The sequence below is a fragment of the Streptomyces sp. NPDC012769 genome (assembly GCF_042901205.1).
Taxonomy (GTDB): domain Bacteria; phylum Actinomycetota; class Actinomycetes; order Streptomycetales; family Streptomycetaceae; genus Streptomyces.
Map to the genome: position 1 here is coordinate 679,941 of NZ_JBIBCP010000002.1, position 15,954 is coordinate 695,894.

The 15,954-nt window shown below is 70.3% G+C and carries 28 protein-coding genes; 11 read left to right on the forward strand and 17 right to left on the reverse strand.

The genetic code is table 11. From position 1 onward, the window contains the following. Positions 1 to 19: 19 nt before the first annotated feature. On the reverse strand, positions 20 to 808 hold the full coding sequence (locus ACFY7C_RS11955) for a hypothetical protein (protein WP_389647676.1): 789 nt from the start codon (positions 806 to 808) through the stop codon (positions 20 to 22). Positions 809 to 966: 158 nt separating this feature from the next. Between ACFY7C_RS11955 and ACFY7C_RS11960 the strand changes: the two genes are divergently transcribed. Next, the gene (locus ACFY7C_RS11960) at positions 967 to 1,173 is read left to right on the forward strand and encodes a hypothetical protein (RefSeq protein ID WP_389647680.1); all 207 of its coding nucleotides are present in this window, start codon (positions 967 to 969) and stop codon (positions 1,171 to 1,173) included. A 1-nt stretch (position 1,174) separates the two neighbouring features. Here the strand turns inward: ACFY7C_RS11960 and ACFY7C_RS11965 are convergent, their stop codons facing one another. Genes ACFY7C_RS11965 through ACFY7C_RS11985 form a run of 5 tightly spaced genes read right to left on the reverse strand, consistent with a single transcriptional unit; the run spans position 1,175 to position 5,889 of the window. Further along, positions 1,175 to 2,323: a phage minor capsid protein gene (locus ACFY7C_RS11965; protein WP_389647683.1), complete on the reverse strand. Its 1,149-nt coding sequence runs from the start codon at positions 2,321 to 2,323 to the stop codon at positions 1,175 to 1,177. After that, entirely contained in the window at positions 2,323 to 3,822 is a 1,500-nt protein-coding gene (locus ACFY7C_RS11970) for a capsid protein (protein WP_389647686.1), read from the reverse strand. Before ACFY7C_RS11970 ends, ACFY7C_RS11965 begins: the two co-directional genes overlap by 1 nt. A 46-nt stretch (positions 3,823 to 3,868) precedes the next feature. Beyond that, positions 3,869 to 4,075 (reverse strand): hypothetical protein, encoded by a 207-nt coding sequence (locus tag ACFY7C_RS11975; protein ID WP_389647689.1) that lies wholly within the window; start codon positions 4,073 to 4,075, stop codon positions 3,869 to 3,871. Then, a complete protein-coding gene (locus tag ACFY7C_RS11980) occupies positions 4,072 to 5,364 on the reverse strand; it encodes a PBSX family phage terminase large subunit (RefSeq protein ID WP_389647692.1) in 1,293 nt (430 codons plus the stop codon). Before ACFY7C_RS11980 ends, ACFY7C_RS11975 begins: the two co-directional genes overlap by 4 nt. A 21-nt stretch (positions 5,365 to 5,385) precedes the next feature. After that, positions 5,386 to 5,889 (reverse strand): helix-turn-helix domain-containing protein, encoded by a 504-nt coding sequence (locus ACFY7C_RS11985; RefSeq protein ID WP_389647695.1) that lies wholly within the window; start codon positions 5,887 to 5,889, stop codon positions 5,386 to 5,388. Positions 5,890 to 5,950: 61 nt separating this feature from the next. Here ACFY7C_RS11985 and ACFY7C_RS11990 point away from each other — a divergent pair, with 61 nt between their 5' ends. From ACFY7C_RS11990 to ACFY7C_RS12000, 3 genes are all read left to right on the forward strand, one after another. Continuing rightward, a complete protein-coding gene (locus ACFY7C_RS11990) occupies positions 5,951 to 6,490 on the forward strand; it encodes a PH domain-containing protein (RefSeq protein WP_389647698.1) in 540 nt (179 codons plus the stop codon). Positions 6,491 to 6,665: 175 nt separating this feature from the next. Beyond that, positions 6,666 to 7,232 (forward strand): hypothetical protein, encoded by a 567-nt coding sequence (locus ACFY7C_RS11995; RefSeq protein WP_389647701.1) that lies wholly within the window; start codon positions 6,666 to 6,668, stop codon positions 7,230 to 7,232. A gap of 436 nt (positions 7,233 to 7,668) precedes the next feature. After that, a complete protein-coding gene (locus tag ACFY7C_RS12000; RefSeq protein WP_389647704.1) occupies positions 7,669 to 8,052 on the forward strand; it encodes a hypothetical protein in 384 nt (127 codons plus the stop codon). A gap of 276 nt (positions 8,053 to 8,328) precedes the next feature. Here ACFY7C_RS12000 and ACFY7C_RS12005 read toward each other — a convergent pair whose 3' ends face one another. From ACFY7C_RS12005 to ACFY7C_RS12040, 8 genes are all read right to left on the reverse strand, one after another. Beyond that, positions 8,329 to 8,736, reverse strand: a complete 408-nt coding sequence (locus ACFY7C_RS12005) for a helix-turn-helix transcriptional regulator (protein ID WP_389647707.1) — start codon at positions 8,734 to 8,736, stop codon at positions 8,329 to 8,331. A gap of 156 nt (positions 8,737 to 8,892) precedes the next feature. Next, on the reverse strand, positions 8,893 to 9,273 hold the full coding sequence (locus ACFY7C_RS12010; protein WP_389647710.1) for a hypothetical protein: 381 nt from the start codon (positions 9,271 to 9,273) through the stop codon (positions 8,893 to 8,895). 169 nt (positions 9,274 to 9,442) lie between these two features. Next, positions 9,443 to 9,652 carry a hypothetical protein gene (locus ACFY7C_RS12015; RefSeq protein ID WP_389647713.1) on the reverse strand — a complete coding sequence of 70 codons (210 nt, stop codon included), beginning with the start codon at positions 9,650 to 9,652 and terminating at the stop codon, positions 9,443 to 9,445. 82 nt (positions 9,653 to 9,734) lie between these two features. Next, a complete protein-coding gene (locus tag ACFY7C_RS12020; RefSeq protein WP_389647716.1) occupies positions 9,735 to 9,902 on the reverse strand; it encodes a hypothetical protein in 168 nt (55 codons plus the stop codon). Beyond that, complete coding sequence (locus tag ACFY7C_RS12025) at positions 9,902 to 10,753, reverse strand: protein transporter Sec31 (protein WP_389647720.1); 852 nt, start codon at positions 10,751 to 10,753, stop codon at positions 9,902 to 9,904. Before ACFY7C_RS12025 ends, ACFY7C_RS12020 begins: the two co-directional genes overlap by 1 nt. Beyond that, positions 10,753 to 11,019 (reverse strand): hypothetical protein, encoded by a 267-nt coding sequence (locus tag ACFY7C_RS12030; RefSeq protein ID WP_389647723.1) that lies wholly within the window; start codon positions 11,017 to 11,019, stop codon positions 10,753 to 10,755. Before ACFY7C_RS12030 ends, ACFY7C_RS12025 begins: the two co-directional genes overlap by 1 nt. Beyond that, positions 11,019 to 11,330, reverse strand: a complete 312-nt coding sequence (locus ACFY7C_RS12035) for a hypothetical protein (protein ID WP_389647726.1) — start codon at positions 11,328 to 11,330, stop codon at positions 11,019 to 11,021. The genes ACFY7C_RS12030 and ACFY7C_RS12035 overlap by 1 nt, the downstream gene beginning before the upstream one ends. After that, a complete protein-coding gene (locus ACFY7C_RS12040; RefSeq protein ID WP_389647729.1) occupies positions 11,323 to 11,532 on the reverse strand; it encodes a hypothetical protein in 210 nt (69 codons plus the stop codon). Before ACFY7C_RS12040 ends, ACFY7C_RS12035 begins: the two co-directional genes overlap by 8 nt. A 146-nt stretch (positions 11,533 to 11,678) precedes the next feature. Here ACFY7C_RS12040 and ACFY7C_RS12045 point away from each other — a divergent pair, with 146 nt between their 5' ends. The 7 genes from ACFY7C_RS12045 to ACFY7C_RS12075 all read left to right on the forward strand — a co-directional run bounded on the left by ACFY7C_RS12045 (position 11,679) and on the right by ACFY7C_RS12075 (position 14,475). Beyond that, positions 11,679 to 11,933 carry a hypothetical protein gene (locus ACFY7C_RS12045; RefSeq protein WP_389647732.1) on the forward strand — a complete coding sequence of 85 codons (255 nt, stop codon included), beginning with the start codon at positions 11,679 to 11,681 and terminating at the stop codon, positions 11,931 to 11,933. Positions 11,934 to 11,937: 4 nt separating this feature from the next. Then, positions 11,938 to 12,414, forward strand: a complete 477-nt coding sequence (locus ACFY7C_RS12050) for a DUF6221 family protein (RefSeq protein WP_389647734.1) — start codon at positions 11,938 to 11,940, stop codon at positions 12,412 to 12,414. A gap of 117 nt (positions 12,415 to 12,531) precedes the next feature. Then, positions 12,532 to 12,765 (forward strand): hypothetical protein, encoded by a 234-nt coding sequence (locus tag ACFY7C_RS12055; protein ID WP_389647736.1) that lies wholly within the window; start codon positions 12,532 to 12,534, stop codon positions 12,763 to 12,765. Positions 12,766 to 12,817: 52 nt separating this feature from the next. Beyond that, the gene (locus ACFY7C_RS12060; RefSeq protein WP_389647738.1) at positions 12,818 to 13,000 is read left to right on the forward strand and encodes a hypothetical protein; all 183 of its coding nucleotides are present in this window, start codon (positions 12,818 to 12,820) and stop codon (positions 12,998 to 13,000) included. A 66-nt stretch (positions 13,001 to 13,066) separates the two neighbouring features. Next, complete coding sequence (locus tag ACFY7C_RS12065) at positions 13,067 to 13,270, forward strand: hypothetical protein (protein ID WP_389647741.1); 204 nt, start codon at positions 13,067 to 13,069, stop codon at positions 13,268 to 13,270. Then, on the forward strand, positions 13,254 to 13,640 hold the full coding sequence (locus ACFY7C_RS12070) for a hypothetical protein (RefSeq protein ID WP_389647744.1): 387 nt from the start codon (positions 13,254 to 13,256) through the stop codon (positions 13,638 to 13,640). Before ACFY7C_RS12065 ends, ACFY7C_RS12070 begins: the two co-directional genes overlap by 17 nt. Before the next feature lie 259 nt (positions 13,641 to 13,899). Next, the gene (locus tag ACFY7C_RS12075) at positions 13,900 to 14,475 is read left to right on the forward strand and encodes a hypothetical protein (RefSeq protein ID WP_389647747.1); all 576 of its coding nucleotides are present in this window, start codon (positions 13,900 to 13,902) and stop codon (positions 14,473 to 14,475) included. Here ACFY7C_RS12075 and ACFY7C_RS12080 read toward each other — a convergent pair. The 3 genes from ACFY7C_RS12080 to ACFY7C_RS12090 all read right to left on the reverse strand — a co-directional run bounded on the left by ACFY7C_RS12080 (position 14,472) and on the right by ACFY7C_RS12090 (position 15,929). Beyond that, on the reverse strand, positions 14,472 to 15,236 hold the full coding sequence (locus ACFY7C_RS12080; protein WP_389647750.1) for a hypothetical protein: 765 nt from the start codon (positions 15,234 to 15,236) through the stop codon (positions 14,472 to 14,474). The genes ACFY7C_RS12075 and ACFY7C_RS12080 overlap by 4 nt on opposite strands. A gap of 103 nt (positions 15,237 to 15,339) precedes the next feature. Then, positions 15,340 to 15,492: a hypothetical protein gene (locus ACFY7C_RS12085; protein WP_389647752.1), complete on the reverse strand. Its 153-nt coding sequence runs from the start codon at positions 15,490 to 15,492 to the stop codon at positions 15,340 to 15,342. Further along, a complete protein-coding gene (locus tag ACFY7C_RS12090) occupies positions 15,489 to 15,929 on the reverse strand; it encodes a hypothetical protein (protein WP_389647755.1) in 441 nt (146 codons plus the stop codon). Before ACFY7C_RS12090 ends, ACFY7C_RS12085 begins: the two co-directional genes overlap by 4 nt. Positions 15,930 to 15,954 lie beyond the last annotated feature (25 nt).

Here is a 15,954-nt window from a genome sequence, read left to right on the forward strand (position 1 = left end):
AGGTGCTCCTCAGGTGGGGTCAGGTCTGGTAGTGGTGCGAGACGGCGCCGGACAGAGAGCCCGAGCGCTTCGCGCGGCTCTCGCCGGTGCCGCCGGACAGGTCGCCGCCGGAGCGGCTGGCCTGCTGGGCCGCGAAGCCGGGGTTGTCCTTGACGGCGGTCTTGATGGCCTCGTCGAGGGCGGACGTGAAGTCCTTGTCCGTCGGGTCGAGCCCGCTGATCGCCCGCAGGAACGAGCGGGAGTCGAGCAGGGCAGCCGCCTTCGCGCCGGCCTTGTCCGCGCGGGTCCAGACGGCGAGTTCGATGTCCTTGGCGCGGAGCTGGGCGGCGTGCTCGGTGAGCGCGGCGTCCTTCTGCTCGATGGCCTTGGCGAGCGCGGCGGGGTCCGGCGGGGTGTCCTCCTTGACGAGCCCGAGGGCCTTGCCGAGCTTCTCGGTGAGCTGCTTCACGGCGTCGTCGGCGGCCTGCTGCTTGGCGGTGGTGCGGTCCTTCGCGGCTTCCTTACGGGCGTCCGCGAGGTCCTTCTTCAGCCGCTCGATCTCTGCGGCCGGGTCGCCGGCGCTGCCCTTGCCGGACTGCTGTCCGGCCCCCTGTCCGGTGCCGGATCCGGTGCTGTCCGTCTGCCCGGACTGGGATCCGCCCTGCTCAGTGGACTGCTGTCCGGTCGCGTCCGCCTCGGATCCGGATTCGGATCCGCCTGTGTTCCCGCCGTCCGCGTACAGGTACGGGGACCACGGGGTGGTGGCGTAGGGGTGTGCCCAGCCGCTGCCGTCGAGACGGTGGTGACGGGCGAGGGTGCGCTTCGGCATGGTCGTGCCCTCCTGGGGCGCGTCGGGGGCCGGCGCCTGGCCGACCTGAGGAAGGGGGTGGTTCGTGGCCCGCACCAGGCGGGCCGAGTGCTCCCTCCGCACCAGGCGGAGAGAAGAGCGGGGGGATCAATGTCGGTGGCCGGGGTTACCGTCGAGCCATGACCGACACCAGCAGCGAGCAGAAGCTCGCCAACGACGCCAAGGCCGCACTTCTCACCGCCGTGAAGGAGGCGGCGAACAAGGGGCTCGGGGAGCGCGCTCTCCAGCTCGCGCAGGCGTACGCCACGATTGCCGTCGTGGACATCGCTCCGGACGACTCCGGTTCGATCCGGACGATCGGCGGCCAGTTGGGCGGCCGCCGGTAGCTCAGTGCGCCTGCCCGATCTGTTCTCGGGCGGACTTGCGGCGGAGGTCCGGGTGCGCGGCCACATGTACGCGCGCCTGGGCCTGCCACCGCCGCACGAACACCCCCGCGCGCTTCCGGTCCGCGTCGGTCGTCGCCGCGGCCTGACGACGCTTCCACGCCCGGATGTGCCGCTCGATCGCCCGCTGCCGCTGCGTGTCCGCGTACGTCGTCCCCGGCGTTGCATGGTGCGGCGGCCGGGTCGTCACCCCGGGAAAGAAGGCGCTCAGGCTGTGTCGGCAGTTCGGATGGAACAACCCCGACGCGCGCGCCTCGGTGAGGCTGCCGGCCACGTGCACGGCCACCGTCTCCGGCGGCCGGAGCGCCGCGCGCAGCCCGGTCGGCTGGACCGCCTTCTCCGCCCGCACCGTCCGCGGCCCCGACTCCGGTCCCAAGGAGAGGACTTCGCCCTCCCACGGCGCGCACAGCGGGCACTCCAGCGGTGCGTCCGACACAATCACCAGCCCCACGCCGATTTCGGTCAGCGCGTCGATGTGCCCCTCGACCGCGGCCCGTGCGGTGACGGAGCGGACAGCCATCTCTGCGTACGCGGCCAGCTCCCACGACCGGCCCGCAGAGTCCACGAAGCCGGTGACCCCCCGCTGCGCGAAGGTGTCGAGCGCCCGCTGGGTCGCCTGCCGGCGGGTGAGACCGCCGAGCAGCGCGGACGTGGAGGCGCGGGCGACGGTCGACCGGTACACGTCGAGGACGACGCGGGTGATCCGCACGTACAGCGGCCGGGTGTCTTGCGCGTACGACGCCGCGAGCCGGTCCACGGCCGGCGCCCCGGGGAGCACCGCGCGGGCCTGGAGCTCGCGGCCGATGTCGAGCGCGCCCAGCTCAGCGACTGCGGCCTGTCGACCGCGGCCGTACGCCTCGGCGAGCGCGCGGCCTACGGCCCCGGTCGCGTCCTGCTGGAGCGTGGTGGTGACTTCCTCGACGGCGGCCCGGAGGTCCCCGATGCTGCGGAGCTTGATCTCCGCCCACAGTGGGCTGTCGATACCCTGCATCAAGGCGTCGCGGAGCTTCTCCAGGAGCGCGAACTCAGCGTCCGCGTACAGCTTGGCGACTGCGGCCGCGAGGTCTTCCGCCATGGCGGGGGAGACGGGCATCAGGCCTCCTCCCCACCGCCCTGGTTGAAGCCGGGCGCGCCAATGCCTTCGGATCCGGTCAGTGCGGGGTCGGCGGTGTCCCTGCCCGTCTCGCCCAGGATCCGCCGGACCTCCTTGGCCTGCTCCTCGGCCGGCATGCCCGGGTTCACCAGACGGACAAGGGTCTCCGTGGACGCGGCCTGCGCGCGGGCGAGGAGCTCCGCTGTCTCGGCCAGGTACTTCACGTCGTCCTGGACGGAGTCCGCGAACCGCACCTCGGGTCGCTCGACTTCGACCGACGGCAGGCCGGGGAACATCGTCGAGTTCTCCAGGATGAGGATGGTCTCGGCGAGTTCGGCGATGCCGACGGCCTCCAGCTCGCTCTTGCGGGCGCGGGTGGACATGCTCCGAGCGCTGCGGGCCTTGACCTCGGTGGCGGTCACGGCGGCGCCGTCGCCGTCGTCGCCGAAGGTGCCGCCGGAGTAGCCGGCGTTCCGGATGACCTTGCCCACCCAGTCCTCGATCGTGGCCCGGTGCTCCTCGAACCGAATCTTGAACTGGTTGAGGGTGATCTGGTGATCGCTCGTAGGTGGGATGTTCATCTCGGCAAAGACCTCGCGGTCCTCCCAGGCAACGCCTTGGCCGGGCCCGACGGACTGGAGGTAGCCGGACGGCACGAGGATGCGCGACTTGGCGAGCCGGATGTCGCGCATCCAGCTCGTGTACGCCTCATCGACACCGGACAGGAAGGTCTCCGCGCCTTGGAAGTCGGAGGTGCCGAGGCCGGCCGCGCCGGGCACGTCGTGCCAGTCTGGTGCTGTCACGGTGTTCGGGATGTAGACGCAGGCGAGGCGCTTCCCGATCGGCAGCTCGATGACCGGCTTCAGGGAGCGGGTCTCCGGGAAGGCGCCGAGGTCGACGGGGCTGCCGAGGTTGTCCTCGGTGCCCTCGTACACCCCGTGCAGGATGACACCGGGCTCGTGGCGCTCGAGGTGGCGGATGACCTTGGAGCCGTCGACCCCGATGACCTTCCAGAAGGTGACCCCGCGCAGCCGGTCGCCGAAGAACTCTGGTGCGGCGTCATCGCCGCGGACCATCGTGGTCCAGGGGCGATCGCTGATGTCGGTGTCCCACATGATCCGCAGATAGGCGCCGCCGAGCGCGGCGGTGGCTTCGGCCTGGGCGATCAGAGTCCGGCGCAGCCCGCCCACCATGAGCTCCTCCAGCCGCTGCCGGGTGGTCGTCGACGAGGTGATCAGGGTGGGCGGCTCGGAGAACAGCAGATCGGCCGATGTCCGGGCGATGTCGCGGGCGAGCGGCATGTGCAGGTTCGCGCGCCGATCGCCGAGCGGTGTCGGCTCGCCCCAGAACCAGCGGGACACCGCGCCGACGACGCCACCGCGGTACTGCGACGGCCGGTTCTCAGGCCGGCCGTACGGACGGCCGAGACTGCGCCGGTTGCGGTAGTGGGCGGTGAGCCGCTCGGGGTTGGCGGAGTACCAGGCGGCCCAGTCAGCCATGTCTGAGGAGATCACAGGGTTGACGGGAGGCCAGGCGGCGCCCTTGTCAGGCAGCGGCATCGTTCACCTCCTGGTCGTCCTGGGGCGGGTGGTCGAGCGCGTCTGCGACCGCGCGGTGAAACGCGGCCAACTCGGTCCGCAGTTCGTGAGAGTGGACGGTGTGGCCCGCCGCACCCAGGGTGATGGTGCCGAGCTGGAGCTCTGGGCCAGCACCGACCCGGACGTGCACGGGGAGGGAAATCTCCGCCGTCATGCGGCCACCTCCAGCTTCGAGCGGATGAGGGAGCGCCACTCGTGCGCCGTGGAGTGCAGGGCGTACCTGAGGGCGTCCACGCTGTGGTCGTCGACCTTCAGCGGGGCGTCCTCGCCGGCCGCCGCGGCCTTCTCGTCCCAGGCGTATGCCGGAAGTTCTCCGAGCAGGCCCTTGCATGAGCGGTGGACCGACAGCACGTTCTGCCCGAGGGCGACCGATACCGAGCGGATGCCGTCCTTCACGGTGTTGTCGGCCTTCGCCACGCCGGGGACGCCGTCGGCCCACAGCTGCGTCATGAAGCTCGCGGCGCTCGGATCGACGAACACCCACTGCGGCTGCACGCCCTTGGTGCCGCGGTGCTCGTACGAGGCGAGCCAGCCGCGCAGGCCCTCGCTGTACTCCGCGTCGGTCAACTGGCGGCGCGCGGTGCGGGAGTCGTGCCGGTACTCGCTTGCGACGTACAGCCGGTTGTCAGCGCCGACCCCGACAAGCAGCGCGGCGAAGGGGTTGATCGTGCCGTAGTCCAGGCCGACGCACATCCAGCGGCTGATGTCGGGGAGCAGGTCGACGACGTGCTTCTTCTCGTCGAACATGTCGTAGACGACGCCCTCGGCCAGGCACCATTCGCCGAGGATGTACCGCCGGTAGAACAGGCCGGTGTACTCGATCTTCAGGGCCTCGACGTATGGAGCGGGCAGGAACGGGTTGTCGTCCAGGCTGAAGCTGAAGCGGTGCAGGTCGATCGCGGCTGGGTCCTGGGACTCGGCGATCGTGCCGTCCCGGCGCAGGTGCAGCCGGGCGCGGTCGAGGTACTTCTTCTTCAGCCAGTGGTTCGGGCCTTCGGGGTTTGTCGTTCCGTACCACTGCGCGTTCGGTACGGACAGGCGGGTGCCGAGCATCGCGAAGAAGCTCTCGGGGAAGGTGGTCACCTCGTCGAGGTAGGCGCCGGCGAGGGTGAGGCCCTTGATCTTCTCGGCGGCCCTCTCGTCGTTGGCGCCCGCCACGTAGATCGTTCGGCCGAAGAGGACCAGCTCGCCGACGCCGGACTTGTACACGCAGCGGTGGCTGCCGACCATCTCGATGATCGGGTCGATGATGTTGCGCTTCAGGGTCCGCTCGGTCTTCCCGGCCATGAGCAGCGGTCCGGCCGGCCCGGTACGGACGTACCTCAGCCACACCAGGATCGAGCTGATCGTCTTCGACGACCGGACTGCGCCCTCCCAGAGATTGCCGCGCGCGGTCGCGAGCATGGTGGAGCGGAGCTGCTTCCCGGCGAGGGCTGAGTACACGGCGTACCCCCTTCCGGTCGGCTACTCCGCCGGGGCCCCGCCTCCGCCCATCATGTCTCGGAGCCAGGCGTCGACGGCCGCGAGGCCCTGCTGGTCGGTCTCCGGCGGGACCAGGCGCAGCGACTGCGCGGCGGCGGCCGTCGCCGCGGCCATGAGCGCGCGCTTGTCGGCCGGCGGCGGCTCGGGTACGCGGTGCTCCTCGTAGACGTTGTCCTTGCCGCCGAAGCTGTAGACGAAGGTCGGCTGCCACAACTGCTCGGTCAGGCGCAGCGCGTCGTCGGCGAGGGCATCGGCCAGGATCGCCCGTTTCTCGGCGAGGTCGGCCTTCCGGGCTGCGGTCGCGGCCTCGGTGGCTGCGCGGTCGAAGACGAGGTTCATGGCCGCGGCCTCGACGCTGATGGTGCGCGTACCGCGACCGAGCTCGCGGGCGATGGCGTTGCGGCCGAGGCCCTGGGCGTGGAGCTCGCGGATCCGGGTGCGTTCCTCGTCGGTGACGGGGCGCGTGTGCTGGTTGTTGGCTCCCACGGTTCACCTCCGCGCGGGCAGGGTGGACGGATACGATCCGGTCCACGAGAAAGGGGTGGGGATGGGCAAGTTCAACGTGCGCCCGGACATCGATGAGGCGGCGGAGAAGGCCGGCCCGGCGATCGGGTCCAAGCGGGAGATCGAGCAGCTGCCGAGCGTGCTGTGGGAGGGCGAGACTGTCGACATGCTCGCCACGGGTACCTACGACGGCGGGGCTGGCCTGGTGGCGCTGACGAACATGCGGCTGATCTTCTACAAGAACGGGATCATGTCGCAGACGTTGGAGGACTTCCCGCTCGGCAACATCTCGTCCGTGCAGTGGACCGGCAGGATGCTCATGGGCACGCTGACGGTGTACGCGTCGGGCAATCGCGCGGACATCCGGCATGTGCCGAAGCAGCATGGTGAGGCTGTGTCGAGTCGTCTGCGCATGGTTCTCGCGACGGCGAAGGCCCCGGCTCCTGCTGCTGCGGTGCCGGCTCCGGCGGGGGCGCAGGATGTGGCATCGCGGCTGGCGACGCTGGACCAGCTGAAGGCTGTGGGCGCGATCACCAACGAGGAGTACCAGGACCGCCGGGCGGCGATCCTGGCGAGTATCTGACATCCGTCACGACGAAGGCCCCGACATACGAGTGGTCGGGGCCTTCCGCGTCTTCAAGTTCCGGGCACGCCGAAGACGCCCCCATGATGCGACATCACTGCCCAGAACGCAACTACACCCGTAGTTCAGCCGGTGATCGCCGGGCGATGTCGGAGGCGGGGCCTACCGTGGCGGCGTGAACATAGGTGACATCGACTGGGGAGACGCCCCGACCTGGGTAGCCGGCGCCTTCGCCGCCGCCGCGGCGTACTACACGCGCGGCATGTTGCGTAGCCAGCGTGAGCAGATCGCTGAGCAGCGGGACTTCATCGCCGAACAGTCCGCGAACCTGTCTCTCGAACGGCAGGCCTTGTTGGCGCAGGCCGAAGAGCGGCTGTACGCCCAAGCCCGGTGCATCGAGGTGAGAAGGGAGCGCAACTCCTTGCGAGTGTTCAACCACAGCGATGCACCGATTCACGGGGTGTCGGTCGCATTCGGAGAGGACGGTAGGCGAGCGGTGCGCGCCTACCGAGTGACCAGCTCTGAGACGGGCACTCGTGAGCTGCTCACTGGCGACTATCCGACCCCCGTCGAAGTGATCGGCGTGGGCAGCCACTTCTCCTTCCTCGATCCCTTTGAGGGCTGGGACGACGTGGCGGTGCTCTACTTCACTGACGCAGATGGGGCGCAGTGGCAGCTGACTCAGCATGGTCGATTGGAGCTCGATCAGAGCGATGAAGGCACCGACGAGCGGCCCAGCTAGCGGCACGTTTGCGATTTGGGCGACCGTCGAAAGTGGCCGGGGCGCAGCTCTCCGGGGCGCGGGGCCGGTGGGCGGCTGCGGGGGGCCGCCCTGCGCCGCAAGCGGCTCCGGGTGAGTCCCGGGCGCCTTCGGCGCGTTCACCGGGACTCAGTCCGCGCGGGGCGCGGACCGCTCCTGGCCTGCGCCTCCGGCGCGCACCGGCCAGGAGTTCAGGCCCCTGCGCCTTCGGCGCGCTCCGGGGCCTTCAGCCCGCCGTTCCGACCCACCGGCCCCGCGCCCCGGTAGAGGGAACTCAATCCTCCTGGAGGGAACTTGAGGGCTTAAGTGTTGCAAAACAGTGGAGGTAGGTGGCATAATAGAGGACGTGAGGGCGAGAACGGGGCCGCAAACCCCAAACCCTCACCAACCAGAAAACTCAACAGAGAGTGAGGACTACATGTCCGACGACCACGAGCGCAAGATCGAGGAACTCACCCACAACCTCGTCCGGGCGTACGAGCTCATCCGGCGGGTCTGCCGCAGGCTGCCCCTCCCGATCCTGCTCCCGGGCGGCCCCGTGTACGAGGCCGACACCACGATGCCCGCCGTCGCTCGCGCGGCAGTGATCATCCAGGATCTGCCGATGGACGAGGGGATCCGCAGCGACCTGTTCGCCGCCTGCCTCTCCTGGCTGTCCGCCTCCAAGGTCGTGATGTGGCTCATCAGCCACGAGGATGACCCCACCGCCGCTGCGGAGGCGATGATCCTGATGATCGCCGCGAACGACGCGGCCATCGAAGCGGGTGCCGCGCTCTTGGAGGGCGGCGGCCTCGACGAGTAGTACTGATGCCCCCCGGTAGCCAGCCGGGGGGCATCCCCGTTTTCGGGCGCGGGAAATGGACGGCCCGTTGGGCCGGGGGCCGCCCCCTGAGTGGCCTTCGGCCACGGGCGGCCTGGAACAAGGAAGCGGCCCCTGAAGTGCCCTACGGGCACGGGCCGCAAGAACCCGCCCTGACGGGCGGCGCGCTGTCGCGCAGGGCCCCTTCAAGGCGCTTCGCGCCGGGCCCTCCCCTGCGGGGCCAAGGAGCGCGCTCCGCGCGCAGTGCGCTGCCGAGCATCACTCTCCGGCGTTCGTCGTCCTGCGGTACGCCCGACGCTCGGCCACGGCCTCCAGGACCGTTGCCCCGCGCCAGACATTCGCGCGCCCACGCTGGCCGTCTGGGGCCGGCCACCGCCCCTTCGACACCTCCGCGCGGATCGTGCCCCCGCTGATGCCGGTGGCGGCCTCGATCTCGGCAGCGGTGTACTCGCGTTGTGGATCGAGCTCGACGGCTGGGCGTGTTAGGTGCGCGGCCACAAAGCGGTCGACGGCGGCCGAGTCATAGACGTGGGCCTGCCCGCGCTTCCCGATCGGGGTGGGCCACTCAGGATGGCGGGCCCACTGGTTCGCAACGGTCGTCTCTGCCCGGTCGTGGCGGGCCGCGATTTCTCGCAGGGTCTCGCCCTCAGGTGGGGTGGCTACCATGGTGGTGTCGGTCTCTCTGTTGAGGCTGGTTGGCGACCGGTGGGGTTTTGCGACGGGCGTTCGCGCCTGTGGGCTTCGGCCCGGCCCTGCCGGTCGTTTTGCTGTCCGGGGGAGAGTGAGGGGTGCCCCCCGGCTGGGTGCCGGGGGGCGTGGTGGCTACTTGGTGTCGGCCTGCTCCTCTCCGTCGAGGTAGGCGATCAGTGCGTCGCCCGCGTGCTGGATGAGGAGCTCGATCTCCATTCGGGAGACCGGATCGGCGCTGAGGTTCAGGTATCGGCTGATCAGCTTGTTGGCCGAGAGCCACTGGAGGGAGGCCCCCCAGATCATGGCCTTCTCGAACTCGCTGATCGGCTGGTCCTCGATGATCTCCACCAGTCGGGACACGGCCTGGATGGTCGTTGCCCCGTCGAACTCGACCTCCTGCTTCGGCAGGACGACCGGGATCGGGAATGCGGTGCAGATCAGCCGGAGCGTCTCGTAGACCTCGATGAGGGCTCCGATCAGCGCGCGGCTGTTGCGCTCGATCTCGTCGGACATGTAGTCCTCACTCTCTGTTGAGTTTTTCTGGTTCGAGGTGGTTTGGGGTTTGCGGCCCCTGTCGCCCCCTCGTGTCTCTATTATGGACCATAACTCCACTGTTTTGCAACGCTTGGTGGCGAAAGAAAGGCCCCAACCCGCAAAGAGGCAGGAGCCATTCCTCAGCTGGCTACGCTCGACGCCAGTCGTACAGCCGGTCCCGGTCGTCCACGCGCGCGGTCAGCCGCATCCCCGGCAGCTCCTCCCACGGCGCGTCCACGGCCGCCGCGATCTCGACGGCCGGGTATCGCTCCGGCGCGGTGGCGTCCGGGGCGTCGGCCACGATCTCTGCCTCGTCGCCGACCAGCAGCAGGACCTTCACGTTCACACGTTCGCTCATCTTGATCTGTTCCTCTCGGTTGTGGCCGCCGGGTGGCGGCCTTCGGGCGGGGTGTGCAGGGTGCGCAGCAGGACGGCGGGATTCATCCTCGCGGACCGGAGGGGGCGCGCCACGCGGCCCTCAGGGACGCGGCGGCGAGCAGCCACATGAGCCACGGCGCGGCCCGCAGCGGTGAGGGCCAGCAGCCGGACAGCGGGGCCGAGCGCGGGCCGCGCCAGCCTCGGCGCTCGTCGGGGTCCTGGCTGCCCATCAGGCACCGACCTTCAGCGCGCGCAGGTACCGGTCGACGGTTTCAGGAGACGCGGCGCGGCCCATGGCGCGGCTCACGTACCGCGTCGCGGCGGCCTTCTCGCGGATTCCACTGTCCCACGCGGTCTTGACGGCGTCCTTCACGGTCATCCCGCTGGGGTTGAGAGGCAGGATGTCGGCGTCCTCGCTGTCCGTGTCGTCGCCCAGCTGGTCCGGCCCCGCGGCCACGGTGGTCCGGAGCGCGGCCTCCTCGGCAGCGGCCCGGCTGTTTGCCCGCGTGAGCTGGCGCCGGACAGCAGCGAGGGCGAGCCGGCCCCCGGCCTCGTTGCGCTTGACGGTGACCCACTGCTGGGTGCGGGTGTCGAGCGGGGCCGCCTGGTGGTCGAGGGCGAGCGTCCACAGCCACTTCGCGCCGCCGGACAGGACGGCACCGATGACGCCGACCTTCAGCGAGTCCGCGACGTAGCCATGCACGCAGACGGCGGCCATGTCGGAGGCGAGGAAAGCGTGGCCGGCGCGCCGGGGGCGGCGGACGCGGAGGGGGTCATACCGGGCGAGCCACTCGAACGCCATGCAGACGATCCAACCGAGGACGAAGCCGCTCGCGGCAGCGTAGGCGATGACGGGTTCGTCGATGGCCCGCGTCAGGAGCGCGCCGATGGACGCCGTGGACCAGACGATGACGACACCGAGCCCGAGGACGATCACCCCGAGGGCGCTGGTGAGGACGATGTGGTCCCAGTCCCGGGGCGGGAGGGGGACCCGGCGGGTGTGCTCCTCGTCAATGAGGAGGGTCTCGCCGTCGACGGTGTGCGGGACCCGACGGGTCTCGACGATCGTGCGGGTGCGCATCAGGTTTCCTGCTGGTGGTCGTGGGCGTTGACGAGGCTGCGCAGGGCGTGATCCAGGTCGACGGCGGCGAAGTACATGGCGACGCGGCTGTGGATGTTCGCGTTCTGGTGCCGGTCAAGGGCCTTGCGGGCGATCTGAAGGGCGACGTCGAGCGGAAGCGCGCCGTGGGGGAGGTCGGCCGCCGGGTTGTGGAGCGGGACGGCGGCAGCGGCCGGGCGGGGCGTCTCGGACTGCCGGGTGAAGACGCGGGGCAGGCGGATTCGCATCAGGCGTCACCCCGGCCGGCGGCTCGGAACAGGCTCTGCGCGTAATCCGCGCGCGTGACGGGACCGTCGACGTGCGGCATGCGCAGCAGCAGCGCGTGCTCGAGGTCGGCGGCCGCGGCCTCGTCCTTCGGGAAGGTCTCGGTGGCCGCGGTGAGAGCGATCGCCTCGCGGCCGGCGGGGCTCATGAAGGCGTGCGGCCGAAGGTCGTTGAGGCGGTTGGCGATCCAGCGGAGTGCTTCGCGGATGGGCTGGTCGGTACGGGCACGGCGGAGGGCGTCGTCCTCCTGGGTGAGGTGGATGCGGTCAGCCACGGGGGGCCTCCGTGGTGAGCCAGGCGGCGGCGGTGCCGTGCCAGCCGACGGGCTGTCCGACGGTCCAGGTCTGGCCGTCGGTCATCACGAGCTGGCGGCGGTCGCGGGTCATGCGGGCGGTGTAGGAGTCCGCGGGGATGACGCGGAAGACGAGGCCGTTCGGGTGGGTGACGGTGGGCTGGGTGTGCTGGGTAGGCTCCATGGCGGGCCTGCTCCTTCGTCGCTGTTGCGGGTGGGTCCGGCCCCGGCCATGTGGAGCTGCGAACTCCGGCCGGGGCCTTCGTTGTTGCCGGTTCGACCGTAGCGAGAAGTGTGGACAATGTCCACACCTCGCGAGAGGATGTGCCCATGTCCGTGACCCCGGAGAGTGAGGAGCCGCGGGAGACCATGACCATTCCGAAGCTCGCCGAGCGGGTGGGGCGCAGCCGCACGCTGATCCACCGGCTCGCGACCAACCCGGCCGAGGGCTGGCCGGCGCCCACGTTCCGCCCGGGGAGCAGCCGGCCCGAGTACCCCGTGGCGTGGTTCGACGAGTACTGGGCGGCCCGTCAGGCCGGGATGACGCAGGGGCGCAGGACCGACTTGGACAAGCCGAAGGAGTGAGCAGGTGGATCTGGTGGAGTTCCTGACGGCCCGCCTCGACGAGGACGAGCGTGTGGCCCGCGATGCGCGACCCGCACAGGAGGATCCCTCCTCGGGAACGTGGATTGCCTACACGCACGATCCGGGCCCGGCGGACCCGCAGGAGGGGCCTGTCGCGCTTGTAGGCGCCGTACCGGATGACCCATCAAGCACCGGTGGCATGGACTGGGCGGTCTGCGAGACAGGGCAGGGGGCGCGGGCAGGGGCCATTTCGGCTCACATCGCTCGCCACGATCCGGCTCGCGTCCTCGCCGAGGTCGACGCCAAGTGTCGGACCTTGGCCCGGCACGCGCTCAGTCCCGCCGAGGGCGACCCCGAGCGCCCCTGGGACAACGTGGATGACTGCCAGTACGACGGCGACCCGTGGCCATGCGACGACTTGCGGGATCTCGCCCTGCCGTACGCGGACCATCCCGACTACGAGGAGGCGTGGCGCCCGTAGCCGGACAGCCGTGAGCCCCCGCTCAGCCGACGTGCATGAGCGGGGGCTCTGCCATGTCTACACCCGGACGGCCCAGTCCGGATGCATCCGGGCCTGTCCGGAACGAGCGTGGACGCTATGAGCGACGAGGAGCAGCCAGTCGTGGTCGTGATGCCGCCGGCCCCAGCGGACGGTGGCCGGACGGTCCGGATCGACGGCACCTCTGTCGGGCACGCCTTCCGATTCGAGGACCTCATCGAGTTCCTGCGGCGGGCCGGCTGGCTGGAGGAGGCCGGCTGGCCGCCCATCGAGTGGCGGGGCGGCGGCCCCGAGGACTGGCCAGGCGAGTCGTCGGGGCCGACGAGGCGGTAGATCCCCGGGGCCTCACTCCGTGTCCCCGTGCGGCGCCCGCCGTTGACCGAGCATGACGACCTTCGAGCCGGTCACCGGCGATTACGCCGACGAAGAGCGGCTGCCGCTGCTCAACCTGTCCGAGGCCCGACAAGCCGTAGTGCTCCTGCTGCACCTTGCTGACGACACCGTCGAGGGTCAGGAGGCCGAGCGCCTTGCGCGCGACCTGGGAGCCCGGTTGCCGGCGCCGGAGTAGTGGCGGTCTTGAGGGTCCGGACGTGTCCGGGTGCGGTCCGGACGGTCCGGATCCAAAGTGGACGGTATGGACGAGCTGCCGAAGGTCCTCGTGCGTCGAGTTGAGGGTGACAGCGGCCGTACGGACCGGATCGACGGCTCGATTGGCGGTCCCGCGTTCGGCCCCGAGGATGTGATCTCCGGCGCCGGGCAGGGTGGCGGGGACCTGAGGTGTGGAAGGTCGGCCCTGTCGATGAAAGCTGAGGCGATGGGCCATGCAGTACCCGGATGACACCCTCCGCGACGAATTGCACCGCGGGCAGTACGAGAGCGAAGAGGACTGCGCACAAGGGCTCAACCTCGTCTGGAGCCAGTTGCAGAAACGAGCCCATGTCGACGAGGGCGAAGACCCCACCGAGGTGCTGCTCGCCGTTCAAGGTTGGGCCTCCCTCGCTTCGTATGTGGTGGCCCAGACCTATGCGCCGCAGTCACCAATGCGGTACGCAGGCTGGGCCCGGAACATTCCCTACCTCCTGCAACGCATTGCAGCGCTCCTCAGGCTCCCGCTGCTGACAGCCGCCCGCGCACTGGGCGCTTCAGCAGCCAGCGTGAGCGGCTCCTTCCCGTGGGGCATCAGCGTGACGTTGGAGTGGTCTGTGTAGAAGCTGCACCCTCGGCAACGGGCGACCGGCTGCGCGCTGGCTGCGCCGCGGACCTCGATCGTCCTGCCGCACTGGAACATGTGTGTACTCGTGACCTGGCAGCGGGGGCGGCTGCGCCAGCTCCCTTCGGAGGGCGAGGAGGAGGGGGGCCGGGCGGCGCGGCAGTCGCTCGGCGAGCACGCCGCACGGCTGCCAGCGGAGTAGACCCGCATGGCTGAGTCCGGATGCGTCTGGACATGGTGGGGGGCAGGGTGGACGCATGGATGCTGAGCCACCAGAGGAGACGCGGGGGAGCAGGCTGCGGGGCCATATTGGCTGGTGGTTGGGTGCGGTGTCGGCCGGGGTCGGCATCCTGGCGTTCTTCTTGACCCGCTGCGAGAGCGACGCTCCTAGTTTCAGCGATTGGAAAGTTAAGGTAAACGCGATTTGTGAGCAACAAGCCCCCCAAATCACTAACAAGATTTTTGAGGCGACCGCTGCTACCAAGGTATTCAACGACAATCCCAATCCGGGGCAGCCCGAGCTCGATGCAATCGCGGCAAAGCAAAGAATTGTTGCCGCCGCGTTTTCGCATCTCGTCGGCAGCTGGAGAGCGCTGGAACAGCCTGACGGGCGCAAGGGTGACATCGAGAAGATGTACAGCGCTGGGCAGGACGTGACTAGCACCACCTACAGCATGGCGGAAGCTATCGAGGCCAACGAGCACGACTTTTCCCATTACCAGGCTCAAGCGGACGCGGGTAAACAACTCGCAACCGAGGTGCGAGCTCTAGATCTGGATCAATGTGAAGAAATGCTCGGCGCCCCGGAAGACTGGGAGTTGGACGCTCCCTAGGCTGCGATGACGCCCGCCTCGGTCCACATCGCCCAGCAGCCCAGGCAGCGGGCGACGGGCTGCGTGCCAGCACCGCCATACACCTCGATCGTCCCGCCGCACGCGCAGGGGTGGGTGCTCGCCAGCACTCGCCGGGCGTCCGCAAGGTCGAGCGCGGCCTCGACCCGGCCGAGCGCGCCGGCCGCGACCCGGGCGACCTGCTGCTGTTCGACGTCGGACAGCGGACGGAACGGTCCGGACGATCCGGCTGCGCGCCCGGACAGCCACAAAGCGGCCCGGACCGCAGTCCGGCCACCACCGGTCTCGCGCCACCGCCGCAGGTCGGCCGCGTCCTGCCGAGCCTGCTCGATCCACCGGGCTCGGTCCGCCCATGCGAGCCGCTCCGCCCGCGTCCGGGCGACCGCCGCGCGCGCGGGGGCCGGCGGCTGCATCGGCGCGCGCTGCACGGCGCGGGCGATCTGGTCGGCGGTGTCCACCAGCGCGGCCTCGACGGCGCGCATGGTGTCGTGCACGGTCAGGCTGATCGGCACGGGCCGGGCGCCGAGCTGGTCGGGGGAGCGCTCCAGGGCGCGGAGCGCGGCCGCGCGGTGGCGGCGGGCCTCCTGCTCTTCGGCGTCGAGCTGCTCCATGGCCTGGAGGTAGCCGCGAAGCTCGACCGGCGGCCACGAGTGCTGAGTGGGGGCGGCGAGCGCGTCCTCGAGGTCGGGCCAGAGGCGGGCGATGGTCTGGAGCTGCTGGACGGTGGTGAGGGTGGTGTTCATGGTGCGCTCCGTGGGGTTCGTGCGGCGGTACGGTGGTCGCACCGTGTGGGGCGCGCCCGCAGGTGTCTTGGCGGACTGGGCGCGCTCCATCGCTGTGTGTGGGTCAGTCGTCGGCGATGAGCAGGGTGGCGAGGCCGCACCAGGTGAGGACAGCGGCGATGACGCCGACGAGGAGCGCGGCGCCGCCGTCGGTCGTGAGGCCGTAGGTGACGCCTCCGGAGAGGCCGCCGAGGATGAGGCCGAGGGCGAAGATCACGGCTGGAGCTCCTGGAGGTCGAGGGCGGCGTGGAGTTGGCGGTCGGCAGCGGCGAGTCCGAGTCGGTAGCCGAGTGCCTCGGGGGCGCCGTTGCCCGGGTGGCGGCCGACTTCGAGGCGGATGGCGTGAAGGGCCTTGCGGACGCGTTCGATGGCGGCCTCGGCCTGGTCCCGGTCGTGTTCGATCTCGACGATGGCGGCCTCCGCGGCGACGAGCTGCTCGCTGCGCTGTTGGAGGGCGCGCTCGACGCCGACGAGGGAGGAGCGCAGCGCGTCGGACGCGGCCAGCTCGGCTCGGGTGTAGTCGACGAGGAGCGCGGTCTCGGCCGGGGTGAGGCGGTGGAGGCGGTCGAGGAGGTCGAGGAGGAGGGTGCGGCGGGCGGTGCGGTCGCGGGCGCGTGTGTGGCGGCCGGCGCCGGTGCGGGCGGTGGTGGTCACTTCTTGTTCCTGGTCCAGGTGCCGA

Bases quoted from the DNA above. Each gene is read 5' to 3' on its own strand.
- ACFY7C_RS12010 (WP_389647710.1), bottom strand. From the start codon at position 9,273: ATGTCCGACGAGATCGAGCGCAACAGCCGCGCGCTGATCGGAGCCCTC.
- ACFY7C_RS11970 (WP_389647686.1), bottom strand. From the start codon at position 3,822: ATGGCTGACTGGGCCGCCTGGTACTCCGCCAACCCCGAGCGGCTCACC.
- ACFY7C_RS12025 (WP_389647720.1), bottom strand. From the start codon at position 10,753: ATGCGCACCCGCACGATCGTCGAGACCCGTCGGGTCCCGCACACCGTC.
- ACFY7C_RS12075 (WP_389647747.1), top strand. From the start codon at position 13,900: ATGGATGCTGAGCCACCAGAGGAGACGCGGGGGAGCAGGCTGCGGGGC.
- ACFY7C_RS12040 (WP_389647729.1), bottom strand. From the start codon at position 11,532: ATGGAGCCTACCCAGCACACCCAGCCCACCGTCACCCACCCGAACGGC.
- ACFY7C_RS11965 (WP_389647683.1), bottom strand. From the start codon at position 2,323: ATGCCCGTCTCCCCCGCCATGGCGGAAGACCTCGCGGCCGCAGTCGCC.
- ACFY7C_RS12045 (WP_389647732.1), top strand. From the start codon at position 11,679: ATGTCCGTGACCCCGGAGAGTGAGGAGCCGCGGGAGACCATGACCATT.
- ACFY7C_RS12080 (WP_389647750.1), bottom strand. From the start codon at position 15,236: ATGAACACCACCCTCACCACCGTCCAGCAGCTCCAGACCATCGCCCGC.
- ACFY7C_RS12015 (WP_389647713.1), bottom strand. From the start codon at position 9,652: ATGAGCGAACGTGTGAACGTGAAGGTCCTGCTGCTGGTCGGCGACGAG.
- ACFY7C_RS12065 (WP_389647741.1), top strand. From the start codon at position 13,067: ATGGACGAGCTGCCGAAGGTCCTCGTGCGTCGAGTTGAGGGTGACAGC.
- ACFY7C_RS12005 (WP_389647707.1), bottom strand. From the start codon at position 8,736: ATGGTAGCCACCCCACCTGAGGGCGAGACCCTGCGAGAAATCGCGGCC.
- ACFY7C_RS12020 (WP_389647716.1), bottom strand. From the start codon at position 9,902: ATGGGCAGCCAGGACCCCGACGAGCGCCGAGGCTGGCGCGGCCCGCGC.
- ACFY7C_RS11975 (WP_389647689.1), bottom strand. From the start codon at position 4,075: ATGACGGCGGAGATTTCCCTCCCCGTGCACGTCCGGGTCGGTGCTGGC.
- ACFY7C_RS12060 (WP_389647738.1), top strand. From the start codon at position 12,818: ATGACGACCTTCGAGCCGGTCACCGGCGATTACGCCGACGAAGAGCGG.
- ACFY7C_RS11960 (WP_389647680.1), top strand. From the start codon at position 967: ATGACCGACACCAGCAGCGAGCAGAAGCTCGCCAACGACGCCAAGGCC.
- ACFY7C_RS11955 (WP_389647676.1), bottom strand. From the start codon at position 808: ATGCCGAAGCGCACCCTCGCCCGTCACCACCGTCTCGACGGCAGCGGC.
- ACFY7C_RS12055 (WP_389647736.1), top strand. From the start codon at position 12,532: ATGAGCGACGAGGAGCAGCCAGTCGTGGTCGTGATGCCGCCGGCCCCA.
- ACFY7C_RS12000 (WP_389647704.1), top strand. From the start codon at position 7,669: ATGTCCGACGACCACGAGCGCAAGATCGAGGAACTCACCCACAACCTC.
- ACFY7C_RS12030 (WP_389647723.1), bottom strand. From the start codon at position 11,019: ATGCGAATCCGCCTGCCCCGCGTCTTCACCCGGCAGTCCGAGACGCCC.
- ACFY7C_RS11990 (WP_389647698.1), top strand. From the start codon at position 5,951: ATGGGCAAGTTCAACGTGCGCCCGGACATCGATGAGGCGGCGGAGAAG.
- ACFY7C_RS12070 (WP_389647744.1), top strand. From the start codon at position 13,254: ATGCAGTACCCGGATGACACCCTCCGCGACGAATTGCACCGCGGGCAG.